The organism is Bacillus sp. FSL L8-0167 (assembly GCF_038630295.1).
Lineage (GTDB): Bacteria > Bacillota > Bacilli > Bacillales > Bacillaceae > Bacillus > Bacillus safensis.
On sequence record NZ_CP152027.1, the window covers coordinates 3,103,058 to 3,126,120 of the forward strand.

The window sequence follows — 23,063 nt, forward strand, 5'->3', positions numbered from 1 at the left end:
CCTTAAAGATGCTGTGGTGAGATGTCATCCGTTCGTTCAAAGAAATGCTGTTTTCCGATATGATGGAATAGACCTGTTCGATGCAAAAGCTCCTTAGGCTGTGATTGAAGTCCAACGATCATCAGCTTCCCATTATGATGCTTTAACCGATTGGAGATATTCATGAGAACCGCTTCTGCCGATGTGTCCATGTAATTGACTTTATTCATAAGCAGAATGAGCGTTTTCGGTTTTGTTTGAACATGATCCAATATCGAATTTTCTAATGAATCTGTTGTTCCGAAAAAGAGCGGCCCTTCAATGGAATACATACTGATCCCTTTCTCCTCTGTCTGTTTTTCTAAAGCAGCTGCTGTTTCCATTTGAGGAACAGCGACATTGGTATGAATATTGGTCGTCTGGCTCATTTTTTTGATAAAGGCGATAAACGCTAAAATGAGACCAGCAGTGACGCCAATAATCAAATCACCGATGACCGTGAGCAGGAAGGTCACGACCAGTACAAGCGAATCAGCGTTTTTCACTTTCAAAATATTGATAAACTCTTTTCTCTCACTCATATTCCAAGCAACAAACATTAAAATCGGTGCCATTGCAGCAAGTGGAATCATCGACGCATACGGCGCAAATACCATTAAGATCAGCAAGACGACAACGCCATGTACAACACCAGAAATCGGACTAGCCCCGCCATTTTTTATGTTCGTGGCCGTTCGGGCAATAGCACCTGTCGCTGGAATTCCTCCGAAAAGCGGTGCCGCCATATTGGCAATTCCTTGCCCCACAAGCTCTTTATTGCTGTCATGCTTAGAGCCTTTCATATTATCAGCGACCATTGCGGATAAAATCGATTCCACGCCGCCTAAAAGCGCAATGACAATTGCTGGAGGCAGGAGGTATATCATTTTTTCAATCGTCAATTCAGGAAAAGCGAAGGTTGGCAGCTGACGAGGGATTTCACCATATGCAGAGCCAATCGTTTCAACTTGTCCTTGAAAAAAGAGAACGGCTAGAAACGTAGAAGCCAATAAACCTAATAGAGCACCAGGTATTTTGGGAATGTATTTTTGTGCCGCCAAAATCACGATGAGCCCGATGACGGCTGTGATAATGGCGAGACTGTTTGTGGTACCAAGATGGACCACGATTTCTCTCATATTGAGGAAAAAGCTTTCATGTTTTTCAACACCCTTTAATCCGAGGAAGTTGGCAATCTGTCCTGAAAAAATAATGACAGCAATGCCAGCAGTAAAACCGATGATAACCGGACGAGGAATAAATTTCATGAGCTTTCCTAGTTTGAATATTCCGAATAATACAAGCATACAGCCTGCCATAAAACCGGCAATGAGCAAGTTTTCAATACCGTACTGGCTGACGATCCCGAATAAAATGGGAACAAACGCCCCGGTCGGCCCGCCGATCTGATACTTTGAACCACCAAACAATGAAATCAAAATGCCGGCAACGATGACTGTGTATAATCCATATTCTGGTCCGACACCAGATGCAATGGCAAATGCCATGCCTAAAGGAATTGCCACAACGCCCACGACAAGCCCAGCGATTAAATCGCGTCTAAACTTTGATGAATTGTACCCTTCAAATCTTCCATAAAAACGCATGGTATGTGTTGGCCTCCTTCAAGTATGTGTAGATGATTTAGGTATACTGTGGGTCAATTTGTTTGTCTTTCACTACGACATCCAGCTTTCCTGTCGCTGGGTGAATCACCAGTCCATGAACTGCCACATCACTTGGCATCAGTGGATGCTCTTTCACTAATTTCACACTTTGGGCCACGCTTTCTTCAACTGAATCAAAGCCTGTCAGCCAGCCCTTTAAATCAACTCCTGAGTTTTTCACAATGCTTAAGCATTTCTCTTCGATTCCGCGTGCTTTCGCCTTTTCAAGTAAAGGGTCCGCCGCAAGACCTGCCATTCCGCATTCATGATGCCCTACAATGCATACTTCCTCTGCCTTTAGTTCATAGATGGCTAGCAGGATACTCCGCATCACACTGCCGAACGGATGTGTCACGATGGCGCCTGCATTCTTAATGATTTTTGCATCCCCGTTGCGCAGCCCCATAGATTGCGGCAATAATTCCAAAAGACGGGTATCCATGCACGTTAAAATAACCAGTTTTTTCTCAGGAAATTTCCCCGCTTTGTAAGGCTCATAATGTCTCTCATTCACAAACTCTGAATTGTGCCGAAGAATCTGTTCTAATTTTGACTCCATTTTGCCATCTCCCATCTTTTTTTAAGTAACGTAAGCTCGTGCCTGTCCTCCTTTTCTTTCTTGTGTTCTCAAGAATAGAGAAGAAAAATGATAGAAAAAAAAGAAAAAAATGAGAAAACGATGAGAAGAAATATCATCATTTTCTCTATTTTACGCTGCATCCCAACGGCTTCGCGGGTTTGTTTTCAATCTATTGTTCTCATCACACCAAAAGACAATAAAATGGTTTAGTAGAAAATGACCATCCCGTTTAATACATTTCAAATATAATAAATTTCCTATCAAAAAGTCTCGATCTATTTTCCAGTTTGTCAGATAATCTCTCGTAAAATTTTGCAATTTCACATGTCTCATCTACTATCAGCTTATTTTTATATAGATAAAAAATGCATCAGATGGCATAAGAATCTACTTTTTCACTAAGAAAATGTCTTTCTTTACCGTTATTTCAGTATATTAAATATTGAGCTGCTAACATTCAAACGTGTTCTGCCGAAATCGTTGCTATATAATAAAAGGAGTAAGATGACCATGTGAAAGGAGCGAATTGACTGTGACACCACACATTTTTGTCGCCAAACCCTTACCTGCCTCTTTTGAAGAAATGCTAAAGGAACATTGTACATACGAAGTTTGGCAATCCAAAGACCCTATTCCAAGAGACATGTTGTTTGAGAAGCTGCAGCATGCTGATGGTCTTTTAACGTCTGGAACAAAAATCGATCAAGAGCTGTTAGATCACGCACCAAAACTCAAGGTGGTGAGTAATAACTCTGTCGGCTATGACAATTTCGATATAGAAGCGATGAGGCAAAGAGGCGTGATTGGTACGCACACTCCTTATACCCTCGATCATACCGTGGCTGACCTTGCCTTTTCGCTCATTCTCTCCTCTGCGCGAAGAATCGCCGAGCTTGACCGTTTTATCCGTGAAGGAAAATGGACGAAATTCGTACAGGAGGAAGAGATCTTTGGCATCGACGTACATCACCAAACGCTCGGTATTATTGGCATGGGGCGTATCGGAGAACAAGTGGCCAAACGGGCAGCACATGGTTTTGATATGAACGTTCTTTATCATAACCGAAGCCGGAATGAAAAGGCTGAAACGGCGTATGGCGCTGTCTATTGTGCACTTGATGAACTTTTAAAACAAGCTGATATCATCGTGTTGATTACACCGCTGACCGAGGAAACATATCATATGATAGGGAAACGAGAATTGAAGTTAATGAAGCAAACGGCTTTATTTGTAAACATTTCCCGCGGAAAAACAGTGGATGAAAAAAGCCTCATTCAAGCACTTCAGGAGGGATGGATCAAAGGCGCTGGTCTTGATGTGTATGAGCAGGAACCGCTTCAAGAGGATCATCCTTTCAAAGAGATGAACAATGTCACCCTAGCCCCTCACATCGGTTCCGCTACTGAAACAACAAGGGATCTCATGCTAAAACGAGCCATTCATAATGTGATTCATGGAATAGATGGGAAGGCGCCTGTTGATGTTGTGAAGGAGCTTGCTTCATCTTGAACAGATAAGACGCAGAAACTGCGTCTTTTTATTTATTTCTTTTAGGAGACATCAGGAGAAAAGACTCATTTTAGCAAATATCCTGATTCTTTACATTTCCTTTATGTTCGGGTGCTATAATATGAGCTAGACAAGCATCAAGAGGACGGCATCCGATTTCCTTAATAGGAGGATGAAGATGAAAAGATTGAGTTCGGTTTTTACTATGTTCGCTCTGATCGCTGCTATTCTGTTTTCTGGATTTGTCCCGCAGCAAGCTCATGCAGAAACACCTCTTACACCAACAGCCACAACTGAAACTGCTTCTATTCAGCTCACGCCAGATGTGCGCACCCTTGCCGTCATTAATACGTTTGATGGTGTAGCAGATTATTTAATTCGCTACAAACGACTGCCTGATAACTACATTACGAAATCACAAGCAAGTGCTCTCGGATGGGTGGCATCTAAGGGAAATCTAGCAGAGGTGGCGCCAGGTAAAAGCATTGGTGGAGATATTTTCTCAAACCGGGAGGGACGTCTTCCTTCAGCAAGCGGCCGAACATGGCGTGAGGCAGACATCAACTACGTTTCAGGCTTCCGCAATGCAGACCGTCTTGTGTATTCAAGCGACTGGCTCATTTACAAAACAACAGACCATTATGCGACTTTCACACGTATTCGATAATCAATAAAAAAGACAGCCCTATTTGATCTGGGGCTGTCTTTTCATATGGTGGTTTACGGTATAAGCTTTTTTACGTAATCCTCAAAAGGAATCGGAAGCGGCTTTTTCGATACTTCTTCATGTTCATGTGTGGTGACATGATCCTCAGTAACGATCACACGTCCTGTTGGCGTGAGCTTTGACGCAAGCGGTCTTTTGTTAAATGGAGAGGATTCATTTTCATAAATCTCGTGTCTCATTTGGGCTAATACAGACTCGTCCACCTCATTCAATGTGAAAGCATAGCCTGTTTCAGTGCCATCTCCCTTATCTAATTGGAGCAGATGTGTCCCTTTTTCGGTTTCCTTTGCTTTGACGCGAAACCGAATAGACGCTCCTTCCACCCAATCTTCTGTAAAAGGCACAGGCTGGAGAGGTAAATTCACACCAAATCCCGCATCAATGAGAAAGCGTTCGTTATGATGTTTCAACATGATGGCTACATGCGTGCCATCAATGGCCCACGTATCCGCTTCTTTGATATACACTGTTCCTTGAAGAAGCTGTACAGAGAGCCCAGCCTCTTTTAACACATAGTATAAGAGAGGATTGAGATCGTAACAAAGACCTCCTCTGTTTCCTTCAAGTAGATGCTGCTTCAACCCTTCTTGATTCAAAGCGTAGGATTGTTTGTTCAGAACAGCTCTATTTTCAAACGGAAAGGTAAAGGCCATTTTTTTTAATACTACAGGCAAGTCATCAAAGGTGATGGACTGGCCTTCATATCCGATCTTCTGTAAAAAAGCTGTTTGAATCATGACATTCCCTCCTAAAAAAACTGAGCCTTTGAAGAGACTCAGTTTTCTTGATTGATAAAATCCGTTAACGCCTCAATGGCTTCTTGCTCATCCGCACCATCTGCAATCAGTGTGACAGTAACCCCAGAGCTGATCGCAAGACTCATGAGACCCATAATGCTTTTCGCATTGACTTTTTTCCCATCTTTCTCTAGAAAAATATCAGCACCAAAGCGATTGGCTTCTTGTACGAACAAAGCAGCTGGACGTGCCTGCAAGCCTGTTTTCAGCTGGATGGTGACCGTTTTTTCCACCATATGATCTGCCTCCCTTTTTCATTCTCCTATTTGAGTGTAACAGCTTGTCCGTTTCGTAATTGTTCTGCGATTTGATCTAGCTTTCTTAAACGGTGGTTAATCCCTGACTTGCTGATCTTGCCGCTTTCCACCATTTCTCCAAGTTCCTTCAGCGTGACCTCTTGATAGTCGACTCGCAGTTTGGCAATTTCACGAAGCTTTTCCGGCAGGGCATCAAGTCCAATTTTTTCATCAATGAATTGAATGTTCTCGACCTGACGCAGTGATGCACCAATCGTTTTATTCAAGTTTGCTGTTTCACAATTGACGAGCCGGTTGACGGAGTTCCTCATATCTCGGACGATCCGCACATCTTCAAAGCGGAGCAGTGAGTTATGAGCGCCCACAACACTTAAGAATTCCGTGATCTTTTCTGCTTCCTTCATGTACGTAATGTACCCTTTTTTGCGCTCAAGTGTTTTACTATTAAGATGAAATTGATTCATCAGTTCACAAAGGGCATCATTATGTTCTTTATATAGTGAAAAAATTTCAAGGTGATAGGAGGACGTTTCTGGGTTATTCACAGAACCGCCTGCTAAAAAAGCACCTCTCATATAGGAGCGCTTGCAGCATCTTTTCTTCACAAGCTCTTCTGAAATATTGCGCTCAAATACAAATTGCTCACCTAATATTTTCAAATCCTCTAAAATGGTTCTCGCTCGTTCTACCAGTCTGACAATATACACGTTATTCTTTTTCAATCTCATTTTTTTACGGACGAGCAGTTCGACTGTCACATCGTATTTCTTCTTGAGCAGCGTATAAATCCGTCTTGCAATGGCTGCGTTCTCTGTCTGTATATCTAAAATCAATTTTCGATTAGAGAAAGATAATGAACCGTTCATACGGATGAGGGCAGAAAGCTCTGCTTTTGTGCAGCAGTCCTTCACGTCCAGATTAGTCAGCTCTTTTTTTGTTTCGGATGCAAATGACATCCTTGCCACCCCCATTCCTATTTTTTCTGATGCAGCAGGTCGACAAGCAGCGAGGCTACTTTCAGCGTGTCATGACGAATGACATGCTGGTCATATGTAATGATTTCTCCAGGAATCACTTCTAGTCCCATTGCTTTCAGTGCATCTGTGTCGAATTGGACAGGCTGTGCCTGTTCTTCTGCATATTTTGCTTTGATTTCTTCTGGAATTTCTTTATTGTTCACAAAAATCGTATCGATAAATGGACGATCCATATGATCATTTAATGCCTGAACATGATCAGCTGCACTGTAGGAAAGCGTTTCCCCCGGCTGCGTCATGACATTGCAAATATATACTTTTTTCGCCTTAGAGCGAATCACTTCTTCTCCAATATGCGGGACAAGCAAGTTAGGCAAAATACTCGTATACAGGCTGCCGGGCCCAATGACGATCAAATCCGCCTCACGAATGACTTGGATGGATTCTGGCAGCGGTTCAATCGTATCGGGAGTGAGGAACACGCGTTTGATTCGCTCACCATAGGTGGGAATTTTCGATTCTCCTGTCACCATTTGCCCATTTTCTAATTCAGCATGAAGAACAACACTTGAATTTGCTGCTGGCAATACTTTTCCTCTCACATTTAAAACCTTACTCATTTCAGTGACGGCATGAAAAAAATCACCGGTTATATTTGTCATGGCCGCAAGAATGAGGTTGCCGAGTGAGTGGCCTGTTAAGTCATTCCCTTTGTTAAAACGGTGCTGAAATAGATCTTCTACTAGCGGTTCCACATCAGAGAGAGCCGCAAGGACGTTTCGAATATCTCCTGGAGGGGGAATATTCAAATCATGCCGCAGTCTGCCTGAGCTGCCTCCGTCGTCAGCAACCGTTACAATAGCGGTAATGTCCACTGGCTTCGTTTTAAGCCCTCTGAGCAAAACAGATAAGCCAGTGCCGCCGCCAAGAATGACCACCTTTGGTAGTGTCGTCATCTATTTTCTGCTTCTCTTTTCAATGTCCCGGTGAGTGACATGTGTATAGTAGTCGTTTTTAAAATACTCCGATAAATAGTTGGCCAGCGTCACAGATCGATGCTGTCCGCCTGTACAGCCGATGGCGATCACAAGCTGGCTTTTTCCTTCCCGTTTATAGGACGGAAGCATAAAGCTGAGGAGATCGATTAATTTCTCTGTGAATTTTTGCGTTTCACTCCATTTCATCACATAGGAGCGCACTTCTTCATCGTTTCCAGTCTGTGGACGCATGCTCTCAATATAGTAAGGATTCGGCAGGAATCTCACGTCAAAGACAAGATCAGCATCTATCGGCAGGCCGTATTTAAAACCAAAGGACATCACATTTACTGTAAACACCTGTCCTTGATTGGTGGCAAAATGCGTGACAATTTTTTCTCGCAGCTGTTTCGGTTTTAAATCCGATGTATCAAAAATCATTTGAGACCGGCCTTTTAACTCCTCTAACAGCTCGCGCTCCATTTCAATTCCTTCGAGCGGCAAACCTGTTGTCGCAAGGGGATGCGAACGTCTCGTTTCTTTGTATCTTGAGACAAGCACCTTATCATTTGCATCTAAAAATAGAATTCTTGGCGTAATCCAGTCAAGATCACTCATTTCATCTAAGGCGGCAATTAAGCTGTCAAAAAATTCGCGTCCGCGCAAATCCATCACAAGAGCGACCTTGCTCATCTTGGAATTCGATTCCTTCATGAGCTCTAAGAACTTCGGTAAAAGTGATGGCGGCAGGTTATCAACACAAAAGTAGCCTAAATCTTCAAAGCTTTGAATGGCGACGGTTTTCCCCGCACCTGACATTCCTGTAATAATCACAAGCTGAATATCTTCTTGTTTGTGTGTATTCATGCCTGCTTCCTCTCCTTCTTTATGAAAACGGTTCATGTATTATTCTCCCTGAGGATCTAACCGATAAGCAATCAGCTCAAAGTCGGGTGTATACGTAAAAGTGCCGTGCAGTAGTCCTTTTCCTTTAAGCATGAAATCAAGAATATGGGAATCTCCTGGGGCCATCGGCAAATCAGGCACATCCTTTACGTCATGCCATTTTAAAACGCCTTCCTCTGACTCTGTTACGTTTTTTCCGGTAAATGAATCTGCCATGAAGGTGAACATCATCCACTCTTGAACGATTTGATCGCCTTCTTTTATGATAAAGGTAAAAACACCTTTCAGCTGCGGATTTAAAATATAAATACCTGTTTCTTCTCTATATTCTCGAACGACTGAATCCTTGACCGATTCTCCGCTTTCCATTTTGCCGCCCGGTGCTACCCACCAGCCCCGTCTTGGCTTTTGCAGCAAGAGAACTTGATCTTCGTGATGCAGCACACAATTGGTTACTCGTTGCATCAGCTGTCACCTACTCTTTTATGTCTTTAACTTATTATACAGGTTCAACCTGACTCCCACAATGAACATGCCCGTTCTTCCCCGAAAACAGACCGGTTTTCGTTTGAATCGTGTAACGGACAATTTCTCTACTCTTTATTTTACAGCATCTAATGGTTCTCCATGCGTCATTTGTGAACATCTCGTGAATTTCTGATTTCAGGCAAAAAAAAGGACACGGATTCACATCCGTGCCAAACATGTATTCCTTATAAAAGGGGGTCAATTACTAGTTTCATCATAACGGAAAATTATTTCACCCGTGTTACATTCCAGTTAAAAGCCCATGACGCTATATTAAGGATTTACGACAGCCTTTTATTTCGTTGCTTTGAGTTTTTCAGCAAGCTCTTCTACATAATGCTGTGCGCTTTGTGCTGCAATACTTCCGTCACCTGTTGCTGTCACAATTTGACGAAGTGTTTTTTCACGAATGTCACCAGCTGCGAAAATACCTTCCACTCTTGTTTCCATTCTTTCGTTTGTCTCGATGTAGCCTTCTTTATTTGTAATACCGAGATTTTCAAATGGTTTAGACAGCGGCAGCATTCCGATATAGATGAAGGCACCGTCTGTTTTAAACTCTTCTTCTTCACCAGTCACCGTATCAACCAATGTCACACTGCCGACTTTCCCGTTTTCTTCATTGATCTGTTTGACGGTTTTGTTCCACTTGAAATCAATTTTTTCATTATCAAAGGCACGCGCTTGTAAAATGCTTTGTGCACGAAGTTTATCGCGTCTATGGATAATCGTTACTTTAGAAGCGAAGCGTGTGAGATACACACCCTCTTCTACCGCAGAATCACCGCCGCCAATGACGACAAGCTCTTTGTTTTTAAAGAAAGCCCCGTCACATACTGCACAATATGATACGCCGCGGCCGCCAAGTTCTTTTTCACCTGGTGCCCCGATTTTTTTGTATTCAGCCCCTGCCGCTATAATGACAGAGCGTCCTTTGTATTCTTTTGAGCCGGCTTTGACGATTTTGTATTCTTCACCGTTCACGATTTCTTTAATATCGCCATATGCATACTCTGCACCGAATTTCTTCGCATGCTCAAACATTTTATTTGAAAGTTCCGGCCCTAAAATACTTTCAAAGCCAGGATAGTTCTCGACATCTTCCGTATTCGCCATTTGTCCGCCTGGAATTCCTCTTTCAATCATTAATGTTGAAAGATTTCCCCGTGATGTATAAACAGCGGCTGTCATTCCGGCAGGACCCGCTCCAATGATGATCGTATCGTAGATTTTTTCTTCTGACACAACTGTCACTCCCTCTTCAATTGCTGCTCGCATTTCTTATTAGAATGCCCTTGGGTGATGCTTCCATTCATGACAGAGAGCATCATTTCCACTCTTAGCTTTTATTCCTTACCCATATCCTATTAAATCTGCGGGGAATAAGCGAATCATTTGCTCATATCTTCAAAAAAAGAAAAAGCTTCCTTAAACTGCTGTTTAAGGAAGCCTGTTTACGGTTATATAAAAAGTAATGATTTATTCAACGACTCTTCTTACAACGCCATTGAAATATCTCTTCCAATAAGGATTACTCATTGAATCAACTGAAACGCCATGGGAACTGTTATCATTCAAGAATGTACCGTTTCCTAAGTAAATACCAACGTGTCCATTTACTTTATACGTATCAAAGAACACAAGGTCTCCGCGTTTCATGTCAGATGCACTTACAGCTCTTCCTTTACCTACAAGCGTATCTGTTGTTGTACCGCCAACTGGTCCAAGGTTGATGCCTGCTGATGCAAATGCCCAGCGAACGAATGAAGAACAGTCAAAACGACGTGCGTCAATATCGGCTTGTGATCTGCCGCCGCCCCATTTATACGGAGATTGTCCAACAATGCTAGAACCTGTGCTGATCGCACCTTCAATTCCGCCTACGTTACTGCTGACAGGTGATCCACCGCCAGAAGATGGCTTCTTGCTTGGTGAACTGCTGTTGCTGTTATTGTTGTCATTAGATGATCCACTGTTACTTGAAGACGGGCTGCTATCGTTATTTGAGCTGTTGTCTTCCGCTTGAACACTAGCTTGACGCTGCTGCTGTTGTCTTTGCGCTTTTTCTTCTTTTGCTTTTTGAGCTGCTTCTCTTGCTTCTTTTTCAGCTTGTTTTTGTGCAGCGATTGTTGCGTCTTTTTCAGAAGCAATGCTGTTAGCCTCACTGTTTAACTCGCTGATTTCAGAAAAAGCACTTCCTTTTTGCTTTTTCACTTGCTTGAATAGCTTGTCTTTTTCATCAAGCTGTTTATTCAAGTCTGATTGAAGCGTTTCAAGCTTTGCAAGTGTGTTTTGCACATTTTCAAGCTTTGTGTTTAATTCGTTTTCAGACTTTTGAAGTTCTGCTTTGTCTTTTTCCTGCTCTTTAATGATTTCACTGTCTGCGTTGATCAGTGTAGATACTGCACCTGCACGGCTGATGAAATCGCTAAAACTTTTTGCTCCTAGTAATACATCTATGTATTTCGTAGAACCTCCGCTCTCTTGAAGGGCACGTACACGCTTTTTCAAGAACTCGTTTCTTTCTTCAATACGTTTTTCTGTATCAGCAATTTCTTTTTTCAATGCTTTGATTTCTTTTTTTGTTTTTTCATTTTCTTTTTGTTTTTCTTCGATTTGATCACTTGTTTTTAAAGCTTTCTCATCAATATCTTTAAGCTTTTGTGCAAGTGCCTCTTGTTTTGCTTCAAGCTTTGAAAGCTCTTCTTTTTTCTTTTGAAGATTCTTGTTTACCTCAGATTGCTTGCTGTCTAGTTCTTGTTTCTTTTGTTCAAAGTTCTGTGCGTTTGCTTCATGCGTAAATGGAATAAATAAACCGCTTGCTCCGATCACCGAAGCTAAACCGAAAGTAATAAACTTTTTCACGAATAGTTCCTCCTTTGACAATTTCCCAAGCGACATTAGAAAGCAGCAAATTCTCTGCGACCAATCTGTGCTCTCTATGTCTTTCTTCCTGATTGTTCAGTCAGATGTTGACCAGATTGTTTCTATCACTAGGTGTTTCATTATGTATAGTAAAATATTTAAATATCTATCTTTGTTTTAATCCACGATTTTCATTATACATGAGACATCGACAAAATGAGCTAATATTTTTATTACATTTATGTTTCAAAAACATGTCGTGATTGTCATACTTCGCCAATTCCTTGCAAATCACACCTTTTTATCCAAGAAAAAAGCATGACCTTTTCGGCCATGCTGGGATGTTCTGAATCTATTTACCTATTTAATCGATTAACGTACAGATCTCTCGTTCGTATTTAGACAGTGTTTGAACACTGATCTGAAAAGCGGACGCAACGTCTTTTTTGCTGACAGCTGCTTCTTCTTGTTCATTCATCCATAGATAATAAGATGCTGCTGCCCAGGCAGGCGCATTTTTCTTATCAATACCAGAAGCACGTGCCTGCTGAATAATATGGAATAACCAAAAATAAGGCATATGGCTGTCAGGCTGAACCGCTTCCTCCAGACTGGATGCCGCCTGTTTTGCAAAAACAGCATCTTCTGAAAAAGACTTTTCTTTCATTTCATCTTCATACAAAAGCAGTTCTATAAATTGCTGTTCAAAGGCCGTTTTCGCTGCGCGTGCATCAAGGACAGACTGCAGAACGTCACGTTCCCCTTTTTGTTTACTGACATAGTACGCAGTCAGCCGTTCCTCAATCGAGACCATTGGCTCAGTCTCCTCAGGTTTATCCTGCCACGGCTTGATTTCATCTGCGTCGATATCTTCTTCAACCATCTTATCCCAAACCGTTTGGGCGAGCGTTTTATGGCCTGTATGATAGGCTGCGCTTGCAAGCCAGTATAAAAATGTACTATCTCCCTGAAAACCTGTTTTGTACAAAGAATAAAGCCATTTAAAGGCCCATTCAAATTCTCCCACAAGGGCAAATGTTGCGCCAAGCTTATAACGCTGTTCACTTAGTATTGGATACACGTGCGTTAATTGCTTCGCTAACATGTTGACCTTCTTTTCTTCTTTCTCATAATGGTAGAAGACAAGCTGATTGCAAAGGGCATGCAGATTACCGGGATTTTCAAGAAGGACCCGGTTCAACATTTCTTTCGCCTGATGGATTCGGCCAGAATAAAAATAGGCCAAAGCAAGATTATTATACGCTGACCAAAATTCTGGATACTCAACAATCATCTGTTCCAGCATCTCAATAGCTTCATCGAGTCTGCCGCTTTCTAGCAAATGGTTTGCTTGATCCTGCTTCACAATCAGGTCATCCTGATCATAAGGAAAATCTTCGTCCTCTTCGTCGCTCATATCGAGCAGGTCAAGAAGGTCTTCATTTTCATCCGCAAATTCCCCGTTCTCTTCCAGCGCGGCATAAGCAGTAGCTGATTTATATGCCTCTTGAAACAGTCCGAGATTCGCATAATTATTGGCTTTAAAATAGTGGCACTCAGACATGTTTTCATCGATGTGTTCAAGGATAAAATCAAGCAGTTCGTTTGATTGCTGGTAATGACCCATTTCAGTATAAATAATGGCAAGCTGTGACAGCATTTCTACATTTTCAGGCTCAAGTACGATGGCCCGCTGTATCAGCTTACTTGCTCTGGACAGATTTCTTTCTCTATATGCTTTAAGACCTTTATGAAAAAAGTAATGCCCATCTTGAAATAGCTGGACGACTTGTGTGTGATTATTTTGAGAAGTGTATTTACTCACCGATACCCTCCATTTCGAACAGTGTACCGTGTGTAGTATAACATACTTCACCAGTCGTCACATAGAACAAAAGGAAAGGAAGGATTTGTTTTTCATTTAAAATGAAAAAGCCAGGGATATCCCCCAGCTTTTCATTCACCTTGATGACGTTTTTTTAATACCTTTAATACATCATCAAGCGGCAATTGCTGTTCGCGTAATAATACAAGAAGATGATAGAGGAGGTCAGCAGTTTCCCATTTCAATTCTTCTTGATCCCGGTTTTTCGCTGCAATGATCACCTCGGATGCTTCTTCCCCTACCTTTTTCAGGATTTTATCAACCCCTTTTTCAAATAGATAGGTTGTATAAGCCCCTTCTGGCATTTCCGCCTGACGCTTTGCAATGACCTGTTCAAGTTCATTTAATATCGCAAAACGATCCTGCTCTTCGCTTTGGCGCTTCACGCCTTCTTCCGAAAAACAGCTATAGCTGCCAGTATGGCAGGCTGGGCCGCTTGGCGCGACAAGGACAAGCAGAGCGTCCTTGTCACAGTCATATCGAATAGAAATCACTTGCTGGGTATGTCCCGAGGTGGCGCCTTTGTGCCAAAGCTCGTTTCTCGACCGGCTATAAAACCATGTTTCACCTGTCTCCAGCGTTTTTTCATAGGATTCTTGATTCATATACGCAAGCGTCAATACTTCCTTACTTTGAGCATCCTGTACAATCGCAGGAATCAGGCCTGCCTCATTAAAGGTTAATTCATTTGCCTGTTTCATCTGACCTTCACCCCGTGTTCTCTCAAATATGTCTTCACCTCATGAATGGAGGTTTCTTTATAATGGAAAATAGATGCTGCTAATGCTGCATCAGCTTCTCCTTTTGTAAAGGCCTCGAGCATATGCTGGGCATTGCCAGCGCCGCCAGAAGCAATAACTGGCACATTGACTGCATCTGATACAAGCTTTGTCAATCGATGATCAAAGCCTGTCTTTTCACCATCGGCATCCATACTTGTCAGCAAAATCTCTCCTGCACCTCTCTGCACAGCTTCCTTCGCCCAGTCGCTGACCTCTAAATCTGTTTGACGGCGTCCTCCGTGTGTATAGACCATGTATGCTTTTTTCTCTTCATCGTATTTTGCATCAATTGCAACAACGATACACTGGGAGCCAAAAAAGTCAGCACCTTCTGAAATCAGTTCCGGCCTTAACACAGCTGCTGTGTTGACAGATACTTTGTCTGCACCCGCTCTTAATATACGCTTCATGTCATCAAGGTGGTTAATCCCGCCTCCCACCGTAAATGGTATCGCAAGAGTGGACGCGACTTGTTTGACCACATCCACCATCGTTTTCCGGCCTTCATGAGAAGCGGAAATATCAAGGAAGACAAGTTCATCCGCCCCTTCCTCATCATAGATCTGCGCTAATTCGACCGGATCACCAGCATCCTTTAAGCCTAGGAATTGCACCCCTTTGACAACACGCCCTTCCTTCACATCAAGACATGGGATGATTCGTTTTGTCATCATATGCGGTCAAGCCCTTCAAATGCTTCTGCTAAAGTAAACTGCTTTGTGTAAAGTGCTTTTCCAACGATCGCACCAGACACACCAGACTGTTTTTGCGCTGACAGCTTTTGAAGATCAGCTACTGCGCTGACACCACCTGAAGCAATCACTTGTTTGCCGGTTGCTTCTGCTAAGCGAACCGTGCTTTCTACATTGGGACCAGACAGCATGCCATCCATTTGAATATCGGTGAAAATAAAGACCTCTGCGCCTTCCTTTGCCAATTCCCTGCCGAGTTCCTCTGCCTTCACTTTAGACGTTTCAAGCCATCCTTCAGTCGATACAAAGCCATTTCGCGCATCAATCCCAATTGCGATTTTCTCTCCATATTGCGCCAGCATTTTTTTCACAAAGACTGGGTTCGAAACAGCTGAGCTGCCGAGAATCACTCTATCTACGCCGCTCTTTAAATAAAAGGCAACGTCTTCTTCCGACCGAATACCGCCGCCGATTTGTACCTTCACATCTAAGGAGGAAGCAATCGCCAGCACATGCTCATGATTGACACGTTTCCCTGCTTTTGCACCATCTAGATCGACAAGATGAATCCATTTTGCTCCTTCTTTTACAAATTGCGCGGCCATGTCGAGCGGTGAATCTCCATAAATGGTTTCTTGATCATAATCTCCTTGCACAAGACGTACACATTTGCCATTTCTCATATCAATCGCTGGATATAATGTAAACTCACTCATTTGTTCACCCTCTGTTCGTTTGCTAATTGAATAAATTGTTTGAGCAGCGCCATTCCCGTTGTACTGCTTTTTTCAGGGTGAAACTGTGCTCCAAGCACATTTCCCTTGCCAACAACAGCTGGTACTTGAACACCATAGTCCGCGCTTGCTAATTGCTCATCTGGATTCATATCACTCACATAATAAGAGTGAACAAAGTACGCAAATCCTTCTGGCACACCGTCAAACAATGGGGCGGGCTGATGAAACGTGAGCTCATTCCACCCCATATGAGGTACCTTTAGCCTTTGCCCGTCCTGATCACGATCCTTTAAAAGAACGACACGCCCTTTTAACAGACCCAATCCTTTTGTGTGTCCTGCCTCTTCGCTTTCTTCAAATAACAGCTGCATGCCAAGGCAAATGCCGAATAACAGCTTTCCTTCCTCTACGACTTGATGGATAAACGCCTCAAGTCCAGTCTCTTTTAACAGCTGCATTGCATCATGAAACGAACCGACCCCAGGCAAAATATAAGCATCTGCTTTTTTCAGCTCCTCTACATCAGAGGAGACGATATAGCGGGCACCTGCTCGTTCCAGTGCTTTTGATACGCTGAACAAATTTCCCATTCCGTAATCAATGACTCCGATCATTAGAGCATCCCCTTTGTTGAAGGAATTCCTTTCACACGTGGATCAATGGTTGTTGCTTCATCTAAGGCACGTGCCATCGCTTTAAAAATGGCTTCAATTATATGATGTGTATTGGTTCCGTAGTGAACAATGACATGAAGGTTGATCCGGGCTTCAAGCGCAAATTTCCACAGAAACTCATGCACTAGCTCTGTATCAAAGGTACCAACCTTTTGACTCGGAAAGGCCGCTCTCATTTCCAAATGAGGACGATTGCTTAAGTCGACCACGACCTGGGCAAGTGTTTCATCCATCGGAACAAAGCTTGATCCATACCGCTTAATTCCCTTTTTATCGCCTAACGCTTCCTTAAACATTTGCCCAAGTACAATGCCGATATCTTCTGTTGTGTGGTGATCATCAACATCCGTATCTCCTTTCGCATCGACGGTCAAATTAAAGTGTCCATGCTTCGTAAATAAATCGAGCATGTGCGTCATAAAAGGGACATCTGTTTGAATATCCGCTTTTCCTTCTCCATCAATTTCTAGCGCTAATGAAATGTTCGTTTCATTAGTTTTTCTCGATGTTTTCGCCTGTCTCATTACGATTCCTCCCGCTTTCTCGCTTCAATCGACCTTGCATGTGCTTCAAGCCCTTCTAATCTGGCAAAAGCCGCAATGCTTTCCCGGTGTGTTTCAAAGGCTTCTTGACTATATGAAATAATGCTCGTTTTCTTTTGAAAATCAGTCACACCAAGCGGACTGGAGAATCGAGCTGTTCCGTTTGTTGGCAGCACATGATTCGGTCCTGCAAAATAATCGCCCACCGGCTCTGGACTATATCGTCCCAAGAAAATTGCGCCAGCATGCTTGATTTGACCAAGAAGTGCTTCTGGGTATGCTGTCAGCACCTCTAAGTGCTCTGGTGCTAATTGATTGATGACGTCTACTGCACGATCGATTGATTCTGTCACGTAAATACGGCCATGATCTTGTATAGATTTTGCTGCGATTGATTTTCTCGGTAAACTATCAAGCTGCTTTCTTACTTCAGCCTGCACGCTTTCAGCAAGTGTCTTAGACGGTGTCACCAAAATACTAGATGCCAGCGCATCATGCTCTGCCTGCGAAAGTAAATCCGCCGCTACCTCATGCGCGACTGCTGTTTCGTCTGCTAGGACTGCAATTTCACTTGGGCCTGCAATCATATCAATGTCTACCTGACCAAATACTTCCCGCTTTGCCAGCGCGACATAAATGTTGCCTGGACCTGTGATTTTATCAACAGGTTTGATGCTTTCCGTTCCATAGGCAAGTGCCGCAACCGCCTGGGCCCCGCCCATTTTATACATCTCAGAAATACCAAGCTCCTTCGCCGCAGCCAAGACAGCGTCAGAGAGACAGCCATCTTTCCCAGGGGGTGTCACAAGAACGATTCGTTCAACGCCTGCGACTAGCGCAGGGATCACATTCATTAATACTGATGATGGATAGGCAGCTGTTCCACCGGGGACATACACACCTACCGCATCAAGCGGTGTTACTTTTTGACCAAGCATTGAACCATCCTTTTGGTGATAAAACCAAGAAGAGGTCAGCTGGCGCTCGTGGTATGTGCGAATATGCTTGATAGCCGTTTGGATAATCTGAACCATCTCTTTATCCAAGCGGTCACAGACTTTTGCCATTTCATCCTCCGTGACAAGTGGATCTTCAATCAACACTCCGTCAAATTGCTTTGTAAAAGACCGTACAGCTTCATCACCATTTGTTCTCACTTCTTGTATAATGCGCTGAACAGCCTGACGCTGCTCTTCTGTTCCTGTATCTAAGGACCGTTTGAGTGAGAGAGTATCTGTCTCACCTTCTTGTATGCAGGTGATGTTCATGATGTTTCCTCCCCTTCTCCAATGATTCTTGCAAGACGCTGCGCCATTTCATCGATCACGTTATCCTTCATCCTATAGCTCACAGGATTGACAATAAAACGTGACGTGATATCACAAATATGCTCCGTTTCCACAAGGCCATTTTCCTTTAGTGTTTGACCTGTGGAGACAATGTCCACAATGCGATCGGCAAGCCCAATGAGCGGTGCTAATTCAATGGAACCATTCAGCTTAATGATCTCCACCTGCTCCCCTTGCTCTCTAAAATAGGACGATGCAACATTTGGGTACTTTGTCGCCACACGCGGTGCGACACCCCCCCAGCTCGCCCCTGGCAAGCCAGCAACAGCTAAATGACATTTACTGATGTTTAAATCGAGCACTTCGTACACATCACGAGCTTCTTCAAGCATGACATCCTTCCCTGCAATGCCAACATCCGCCACGCCGTGCTCTACGTAGGTGGTCACATCCATTGGCTTGGCTAAAATAAAGCGTAGGTTTTCTTCTGGTACATCAATGATTAATTTTCTTGAATCCTCGAATTCCTCTGGCAGCTGGTACCCCGCCTGTCTTAACAGCCCTGCTGCTTCTTCAAATATCCGGCCCTTTGGCATCGCCATCGTCAACACTTTACCCATTTTGCTCTTCCTTTCTAGCGCCGATAAAATAAGTCACCTGCTCAAATGCCTTGGTCATCGCGTCAATATTTTCAATCCCCGCTAAGTCTTGCAGGACGATCTTTTTCCCTTTTGACCGCTCCTTTTCTGCAAAAGCAAAAGCTTCCAGTCTTTGTTCTTTGCTAAAAATCACAGCCTCCTGCGGCTCAACAATTTCTTTTGCATCGAGCGCTTCAAGAAGACGGTCTAGTCGAAGTCCGAACCCTGTAGCTGGCGCGGGTGCATCAAAATGAGCAAGCAATTGATCATATCTCCCGCCGCTTCCGATGACCGACCCAACATGATCTGCAAATACTTCAAACAAAATACCCGTATAATAGCTCATATGACTCACCATGCTTAAATCTAAACGGATATATTCTGTACAGCCGTAATCTTCAAGTGTCTCCCAAAGCGACTTTAACTGTGCGAGCACTTCTTTTCCTTCTTGTGAAACGACGATTTCCTCTGCCCGCCCTATAACCTCTTGGCCGCCTCTTAACTCTAAAAGCTGTAACAGCCTCGTTTTATCGATGGAGGAGAGCGGTAATTGTTTCACATGCTGACGGTATCCCACATAATTCTTTTCATATAAGAAGCGGCGAAGGACATTTGCACGCTCTGTATTTCCGAGTACATCGACAAATAACGTCTCTGCTAAAGCGACATGCCCGATCGCGATTTTGAAGGACCTTAGCCCGGCATTTTTTAAGGCAAATACGGCAAGTGCGATGACTTCAGCATCTGCACTAATCGAACCATCACCAATCAATTCAATTCCGACCTGCTCAAATTCTGACGGCCTTCCGCCTTCTCTTTCCTGCGCTCGGAACACGTTGGCTGCATACCCAACACGAAGCGGATACGCCTGCTGGTGAAGCTTGGAAGCCGCCACTCTTGCAATCGGCCCCGTCATATCAGGTCTCAGTACAAGGGTTTGCCCGTTTTGATCAAGCAGCTTAAAGAGCTGTGTATCTGTAATCGCCGATTGAACACCGACTGTATCGTAAAATTCAAGCGTTGGTGTCTCCATCAAACGGAAACCCCAACCAGTCATGACCTCTGTTAAAGAATGTCTCACTTTTTTCTTCGTCTCATACAATCCAGGTAATGAATCCCGCATACCATATGGTTTCTCAAACATAAACATGTTCTTCCGCACCTCCAACACATTAAAACAAAAAATTCCGAATCCTTTAGTTCGCTAATATGATAATATGCTAACAAAATAAAGCGATTAAATCAATCATTTTTATTTCCCCCTATTTTCATCAACATATTCTGGAATTATTACATTCAAGTGACACCTGTGTCTTTTCTGTATGTTCGAAGAAAGAACGTGCTATAATACTTAAAAATATTGAATAACACAGGAGATTAACAGTGAAGTTCATCCAGACATTCATCTTAACTTTGTTGTGCGCATGTCTTGTTTATTTCGGCTTTATATACGTTTCGCAAATCGATCAAGTCAAGAAAACAGCTTCGCCGCAAAAAGCAGCAAAAGAAAACGATACGGCACTTGCAGCTGAAGAAACTCGTTCAACGAAAAAAGCAGAAACCACACATCATTCATTAAAAGGAAGCAAAAAAGCCATGGACGTCACCCTCTACAATCAAATGGATGTGCCAAGGCTTTATAACGGATGCGAAGTCACGAGCTTAGCGATGCTGCTTCATTACAGCGGCTATGAGCATGTAACGAAAAACAAGTTGGCAAATGAAGTAAAACGTGTTCCGCTCAATTATGAAAATGGCTTAAAAGGAGACCCTCATGACGGGTTTGTAGGCGATATGGAGAATGGGCCGGGTCTTGGTGTTTACCACGAACCGATTTATCAGCTTGCGAAAAAATACGCGGGCGATCAAGTTGTCGACTTAACCGGAAAGCCTGTTAAAAAGGCCATCTATCAATCACTTGAAAAGGGCTATCCTGTCTGGGTGATTACGACATCCACCTTTGACAAAACAGATAACATCGAAACTTGGAATACACCGAATGGCAAAATAAATGTAAGCTTTAATATGCATAGCGTGGTCATCACAGGCTATGACAAGGAGCATGTCTACTTGAATAACCCCTATGGAGAAAAGAATCAAAAAGTCGACCGTGATCAGTTTGAAGATTCTTGGGAACAGATGGGCAGTCAGGCGATTATCATTATATAATTAAACAGAAAAAGACAGTGAATACTCATCGTGGAGCTTTCACTGTCTTTTATTTATAATGTATTTTTAAATGACTTTCTAGGCATAATCTCAAGTAAATTAATAAAATCATTAGGACTTGTTACAAAAAAAGTATAAAGTTGTCTTTTTTGCCCACCCATTGAAGCTAGATAAATCTCATGATTAGGTGCTTTATCATGACTACCACTTATCACCAAAGTTGAATTTGTCATCGTAAGTTTCCAATTTGAATCAATAGAAGGATAAGATACACCAGGAACGTTTGTATTAAATGGGATTTTCGCAGAATGATAAAACTTAAACCCTAATTTTTTACTACTTGTGTCAGTTACATCTATAAAGATTGCCTTATTAGACGCAACTGCACTTTCTATAACTTTTTTACATGCAGCATCTGAGCATCTATAGGATCTACCAATTTTTTTTGTTGGCATCCATATAGAAAGGGGATTCTGAAATTGCAAGTTTACTACTGAATGTGTACGACTACTTGTAGCATTTATATTAAATCCCCGATTATCACCCTTTAAATAGCCTCCTTTTATGAAGTTTGGATCTTTAACAGATTTATATGGGATGAATGTGTTATAAATAATACTATATGCATCATTTTTTGGAAAAGCTGCTTTTGTTGATAAAGCTTTAGACTTTCCTTGTTCTCCTTTACTTGTTAATAACCCAAGTGGAGATTTTAATGAGTCCTCTGTCAACTTTGGGATTTCAACAATGCTTGAAAACTCTGCACTAATATTATAGAGTTTTGATTTTTCACTTTTAGATAACTTAGATTTATTAATTTTCCTTTTAGCTAACAACTCGTTTACTTTATTTCGAGACTTCTTACTTAGTGGAACATTCGTCTCGACTTTATATGTATACCTTTTTCCAGGCTTCACATTAGAATCAAAATAGGTTTTTGACTTTGTCTTTTTCAAAAGTTTGTTATCTCTGTATATAGAGTAAACTCCATTATCTCCTTGTATTTTCCCCCACTTCAGGCGAACACCATCTGAGCTAGAATGAGTATCTAACCCATTTTGATTAATTGAGTTATCTACTATTTCTTGTTCAGGATATAACTCATTTTCATTGTTAGACGAAAAAGCTTTGCTTTTCATATAACTTTTTGACTGTTTTGGTTCCAAATAAGAACTATTGTCGATTTTGATAGCTATTACTTTTTTTAATTTGTTACTTTTATAGATACCCAAATTATATTTTTGTATTTCATCTTTAATCTTCACTTTTATTTCATCTTTTTTACCTTCATAAACTAATTTATCATTATCATAGAGCTTATAATAATCTCCCTTTTCTTTAGCAACAATAGTTGCATAAGTACTATTCTTGCGAATAGATATACCTTGTTCACTAGACGCATAAGCATGTTGGGAAACTAAACAAACAGCAATCAAAACACTAAAGTAAAATATTATTTTTTTCAACATTAGAACACCTCAATTAAGCTTAATATGTTACAATCATTACGTTACCATAATTTAATTTATATTACAATAATTCCTAAGGAGAATAGCGTATGAATAATGACAAGTTTTTCAAAATATTATCTATAACTTTTAAATTTATTTCATGTATGATAATTAGCTCTATTACATTAAGCTTATTTATAACTATCTATCAATATTTATTTCATGGATTGAGCATTTCTTATTTTATAATTTATTTACCATTTATATCTCTATTTTATTTAATCTTTTGTGTTCCTCTACAATTAATACTTTATAATAAAGTAACAAAATTCAATTTGAAGTACCTTCTAATTTATATAATAATATCAGCTATCGTAAATGTATTAATTATTGAT

At 41.9% G+C, this 23,063-nt stretch carries 23 protein-coding genes; 3 read left to right on the forward strand and 20 right to left on the reverse strand.

Translation table 11 applies throughout. The features are described from left to right. Positions 1–2 precede the first annotated feature (2 nt). A complete protein-coding gene (locus tag MHB66_RS16130; RefSeq protein WP_024423544.1) occupies positions 3–1,625 on the reverse strand; it encodes a SulP family inorganic anion transporter in 1,623 nt (540 codons plus the stop codon). Between the two features lie 37 nt (positions 1,626–1,662). Further along, positions 1,663–2,244, reverse strand: coding sequence for a carbonic anhydrase (locus MHB66_RS16135; RefSeq protein ID WP_041115915.1), 582 nt, complete (start codon positions 2,242–2,244; stop codon positions 1,663–1,665). Between the two features lie 553 nt (positions 2,245–2,797). Between MHB66_RS16135 and MHB66_RS16140 the strand changes: the two genes are divergently transcribed. After that, positions 2,798–3,775 carry a D-glycerate dehydrogenase gene (locus MHB66_RS16140; protein WP_046313109.1) on the forward strand — a complete coding sequence of 326 codons (978 nt, stop codon included), beginning with the start codon at positions 2,798–2,800 and terminating at the stop codon, positions 3,773–3,775. 178 nt (positions 3,776–3,953) lie between these two features. Continuing rightward, positions 3,954–4,442 (forward strand): ribonuclease, encoded by a 489-nt coding sequence (locus tag MHB66_RS16145; RefSeq protein WP_024423547.1) that lies wholly within the window; start codon positions 3,954–3,956, stop codon positions 4,440–4,442. A 53-nt stretch (positions 4,443–4,495) separates the two neighbouring features. Here the strand turns inward: MHB66_RS16145 and MHB66_RS16150 are convergent, their stop codons facing one another. The 17 genes from MHB66_RS16150 to MHB66_RS16230 form a co-directional block, all read right to left on the reverse strand. Beyond that, positions 4,496–5,239, reverse strand: a complete 744-nt coding sequence (locus tag MHB66_RS16150) for an arylamine N-acetyltransferase (RefSeq protein WP_046313107.1) — start codon at positions 5,237–5,239, stop codon at positions 4,496–4,498. Between the two features lie 38 nt (positions 5,240–5,277). After that, positions 5,278–5,535, reverse strand: a complete 258-nt coding sequence (locus tag MHB66_RS16155; RefSeq protein WP_024423549.1) for an HPr family phosphocarrier protein — start codon at positions 5,533–5,535, stop codon at positions 5,278–5,280. A 26-nt stretch (positions 5,536–5,561) separates the two neighbouring features. Beyond that, positions 5,562–6,512, reverse strand: coding sequence for a DNA-binding protein WhiA (gene whiA / locus MHB66_RS16160; RefSeq protein ID WP_034281025.1), 951 nt, complete (start codon positions 6,510–6,512; stop codon positions 5,562–5,564). Positions 6,513–6,529: 17 nt separating this feature from the next. Next, complete coding sequence (locus tag MHB66_RS16165) at positions 6,530–7,489, reverse strand: YvcK family protein (protein ID WP_034281026.1); 960 nt, start codon at positions 7,487–7,489, stop codon at positions 6,530–6,532. Continuing rightward, positions 7,490–8,377, reverse strand: a complete 888-nt coding sequence (rapZ, locus tag MHB66_RS16170; RefSeq protein ID WP_034281443.1) for an RNase adapter RapZ — start codon at positions 8,375–8,377, stop codon at positions 7,490–7,492. A gap of 39 nt (positions 8,378–8,416) precedes the next feature. Beyond that, positions 8,417–8,881 (reverse strand): 8-oxo-dGTP diphosphatase, encoded by a 465-nt coding sequence (locus MHB66_RS16175; RefSeq protein WP_034281027.1) that lies wholly within the window; start codon positions 8,879–8,881, stop codon positions 8,417–8,419. A 357-nt stretch (positions 8,882–9,238) separates the two neighbouring features. Then, the gene (gene trxB, locus MHB66_RS16180) at positions 9,239–10,189 is read right to left on the reverse strand and encodes a thioredoxin-disulfide reductase (protein ID WP_087976242.1); all 951 of its coding nucleotides are present in this window, start codon (positions 10,187–10,189) and stop codon (positions 9,239–9,241) included. Between the two features lie 234 nt (positions 10,190–10,423). Beyond that, positions 10,424–11,809 carry an NlpC/P60 family protein gene (locus tag MHB66_RS16185; RefSeq protein ID WP_041115609.1) on the reverse strand — a complete coding sequence of 462 codons (1,386 nt, stop codon included), beginning with the start codon at positions 11,807–11,809 and terminating at the stop codon, positions 10,424–10,426. A gap of 364 nt (positions 11,810–12,173) precedes the next feature. After that, complete coding sequence (locus MHB66_RS16190) at positions 12,174–13,634, reverse strand: tetratricopeptide repeat protein (RefSeq protein WP_041115608.1); 1,461 nt, start codon at positions 13,632–13,634, stop codon at positions 12,174–12,176. Between the two features lie 131 nt (positions 13,635–13,765). After that, positions 13,766–14,395 (reverse strand): bifunctional phosphoribosyl-AMP cyclohydrolase/phosphoribosyl-ATP diphosphatase HisIE, encoded by a 630-nt coding sequence (hisIE, locus tag MHB66_RS16195; protein ID WP_041115607.1) that lies wholly within the window; start codon positions 14,393–14,395, stop codon positions 13,766–13,768. Then, on the reverse strand, positions 14,392–15,150 hold the full coding sequence (hisF, locus tag MHB66_RS16200; RefSeq protein ID WP_041115606.1) for an imidazole glycerol phosphate synthase subunit HisF: 759 nt from the start codon (positions 15,148–15,150) through the stop codon (positions 14,392–14,394). Before hisF ends, hisIE begins: the two co-directional genes overlap by 4 nt. Continuing rightward, positions 15,147–15,884, reverse strand: coding sequence for a 1-(5-phosphoribosyl)-5-[(5-phosphoribosylamino)methylideneamino]imidazole-4-carboxamide isomerase (gene hisA / locus MHB66_RS16205; RefSeq protein WP_034281035.1), 738 nt, complete (start codon positions 15,882–15,884; stop codon positions 15,147–15,149). Before hisA ends, hisF begins: the two co-directional genes overlap by 4 nt. After that, complete coding sequence (hisH, locus tag MHB66_RS16210) at positions 15,881–16,519, reverse strand: imidazole glycerol phosphate synthase subunit HisH (RefSeq protein WP_041115605.1); 639 nt, start codon at positions 16,517–16,519, stop codon at positions 15,881–15,883. Before hisH ends, hisA begins: the two co-directional genes overlap by 4 nt. Then, complete coding sequence (gene hisB, locus MHB66_RS16215) at positions 16,519–17,103, reverse strand: imidazoleglycerol-phosphate dehydratase HisB (RefSeq protein ID WP_041115604.1); 585 nt, start codon at positions 17,101–17,103, stop codon at positions 16,519–16,521. The genes hisH and hisB overlap by 1 nt, the downstream gene beginning before the upstream one ends. Beyond that, complete coding sequence (hisD, locus tag MHB66_RS16220) at positions 17,103–18,389, reverse strand: histidinol dehydrogenase (RefSeq protein ID WP_342490562.1); 1,287 nt, start codon at positions 18,387–18,389, stop codon at positions 17,103–17,105. Before hisD ends, hisB begins: the two co-directional genes overlap by 1 nt. Beyond that, a complete protein-coding gene (gene hisG / locus MHB66_RS16225; RefSeq protein WP_041115602.1) occupies positions 18,386–19,030 on the reverse strand; it encodes an ATP phosphoribosyltransferase in 645 nt (214 codons plus the stop codon). The genes hisD and hisG overlap by 4 nt, the downstream gene beginning before the upstream one ends. After that, positions 19,023–20,198 carry an ATP phosphoribosyltransferase regulatory subunit gene (locus tag MHB66_RS16230; protein ID WP_034281040.1) on the reverse strand — a complete coding sequence of 392 codons (1,176 nt, stop codon included), beginning with the start codon at positions 20,196–20,198 and terminating at the stop codon, positions 19,023–19,025. Before MHB66_RS16230 ends, hisG begins: the two co-directional genes overlap by 8 nt. A 233-nt stretch (positions 20,199–20,431) precedes the next feature. On the opposite strand from MHB66_RS16230, the gene MHB66_RS16235 reads away from it, so the two are divergent. After that, entirely contained in the window at positions 20,432–21,217 is a 786-nt protein-coding gene (locus MHB66_RS16235) for a C39 family peptidase (RefSeq protein ID WP_041115601.1), read from the forward strand. A 53-nt stretch (positions 21,218–21,270) separates the two neighbouring features. Here the strand turns inward: MHB66_RS16235 and MHB66_RS16240 are convergent, their stop codons facing one another. Further along, positions 21,271–22,686: a hypothetical protein gene (locus tag MHB66_RS16240; protein WP_041115600.1), complete on the reverse strand. Its 1,416-nt coding sequence runs from the start codon at positions 22,684–22,686 to the stop codon at positions 21,271–21,273. Positions 22,687–23,063 lie beyond the last annotated feature (377 nt).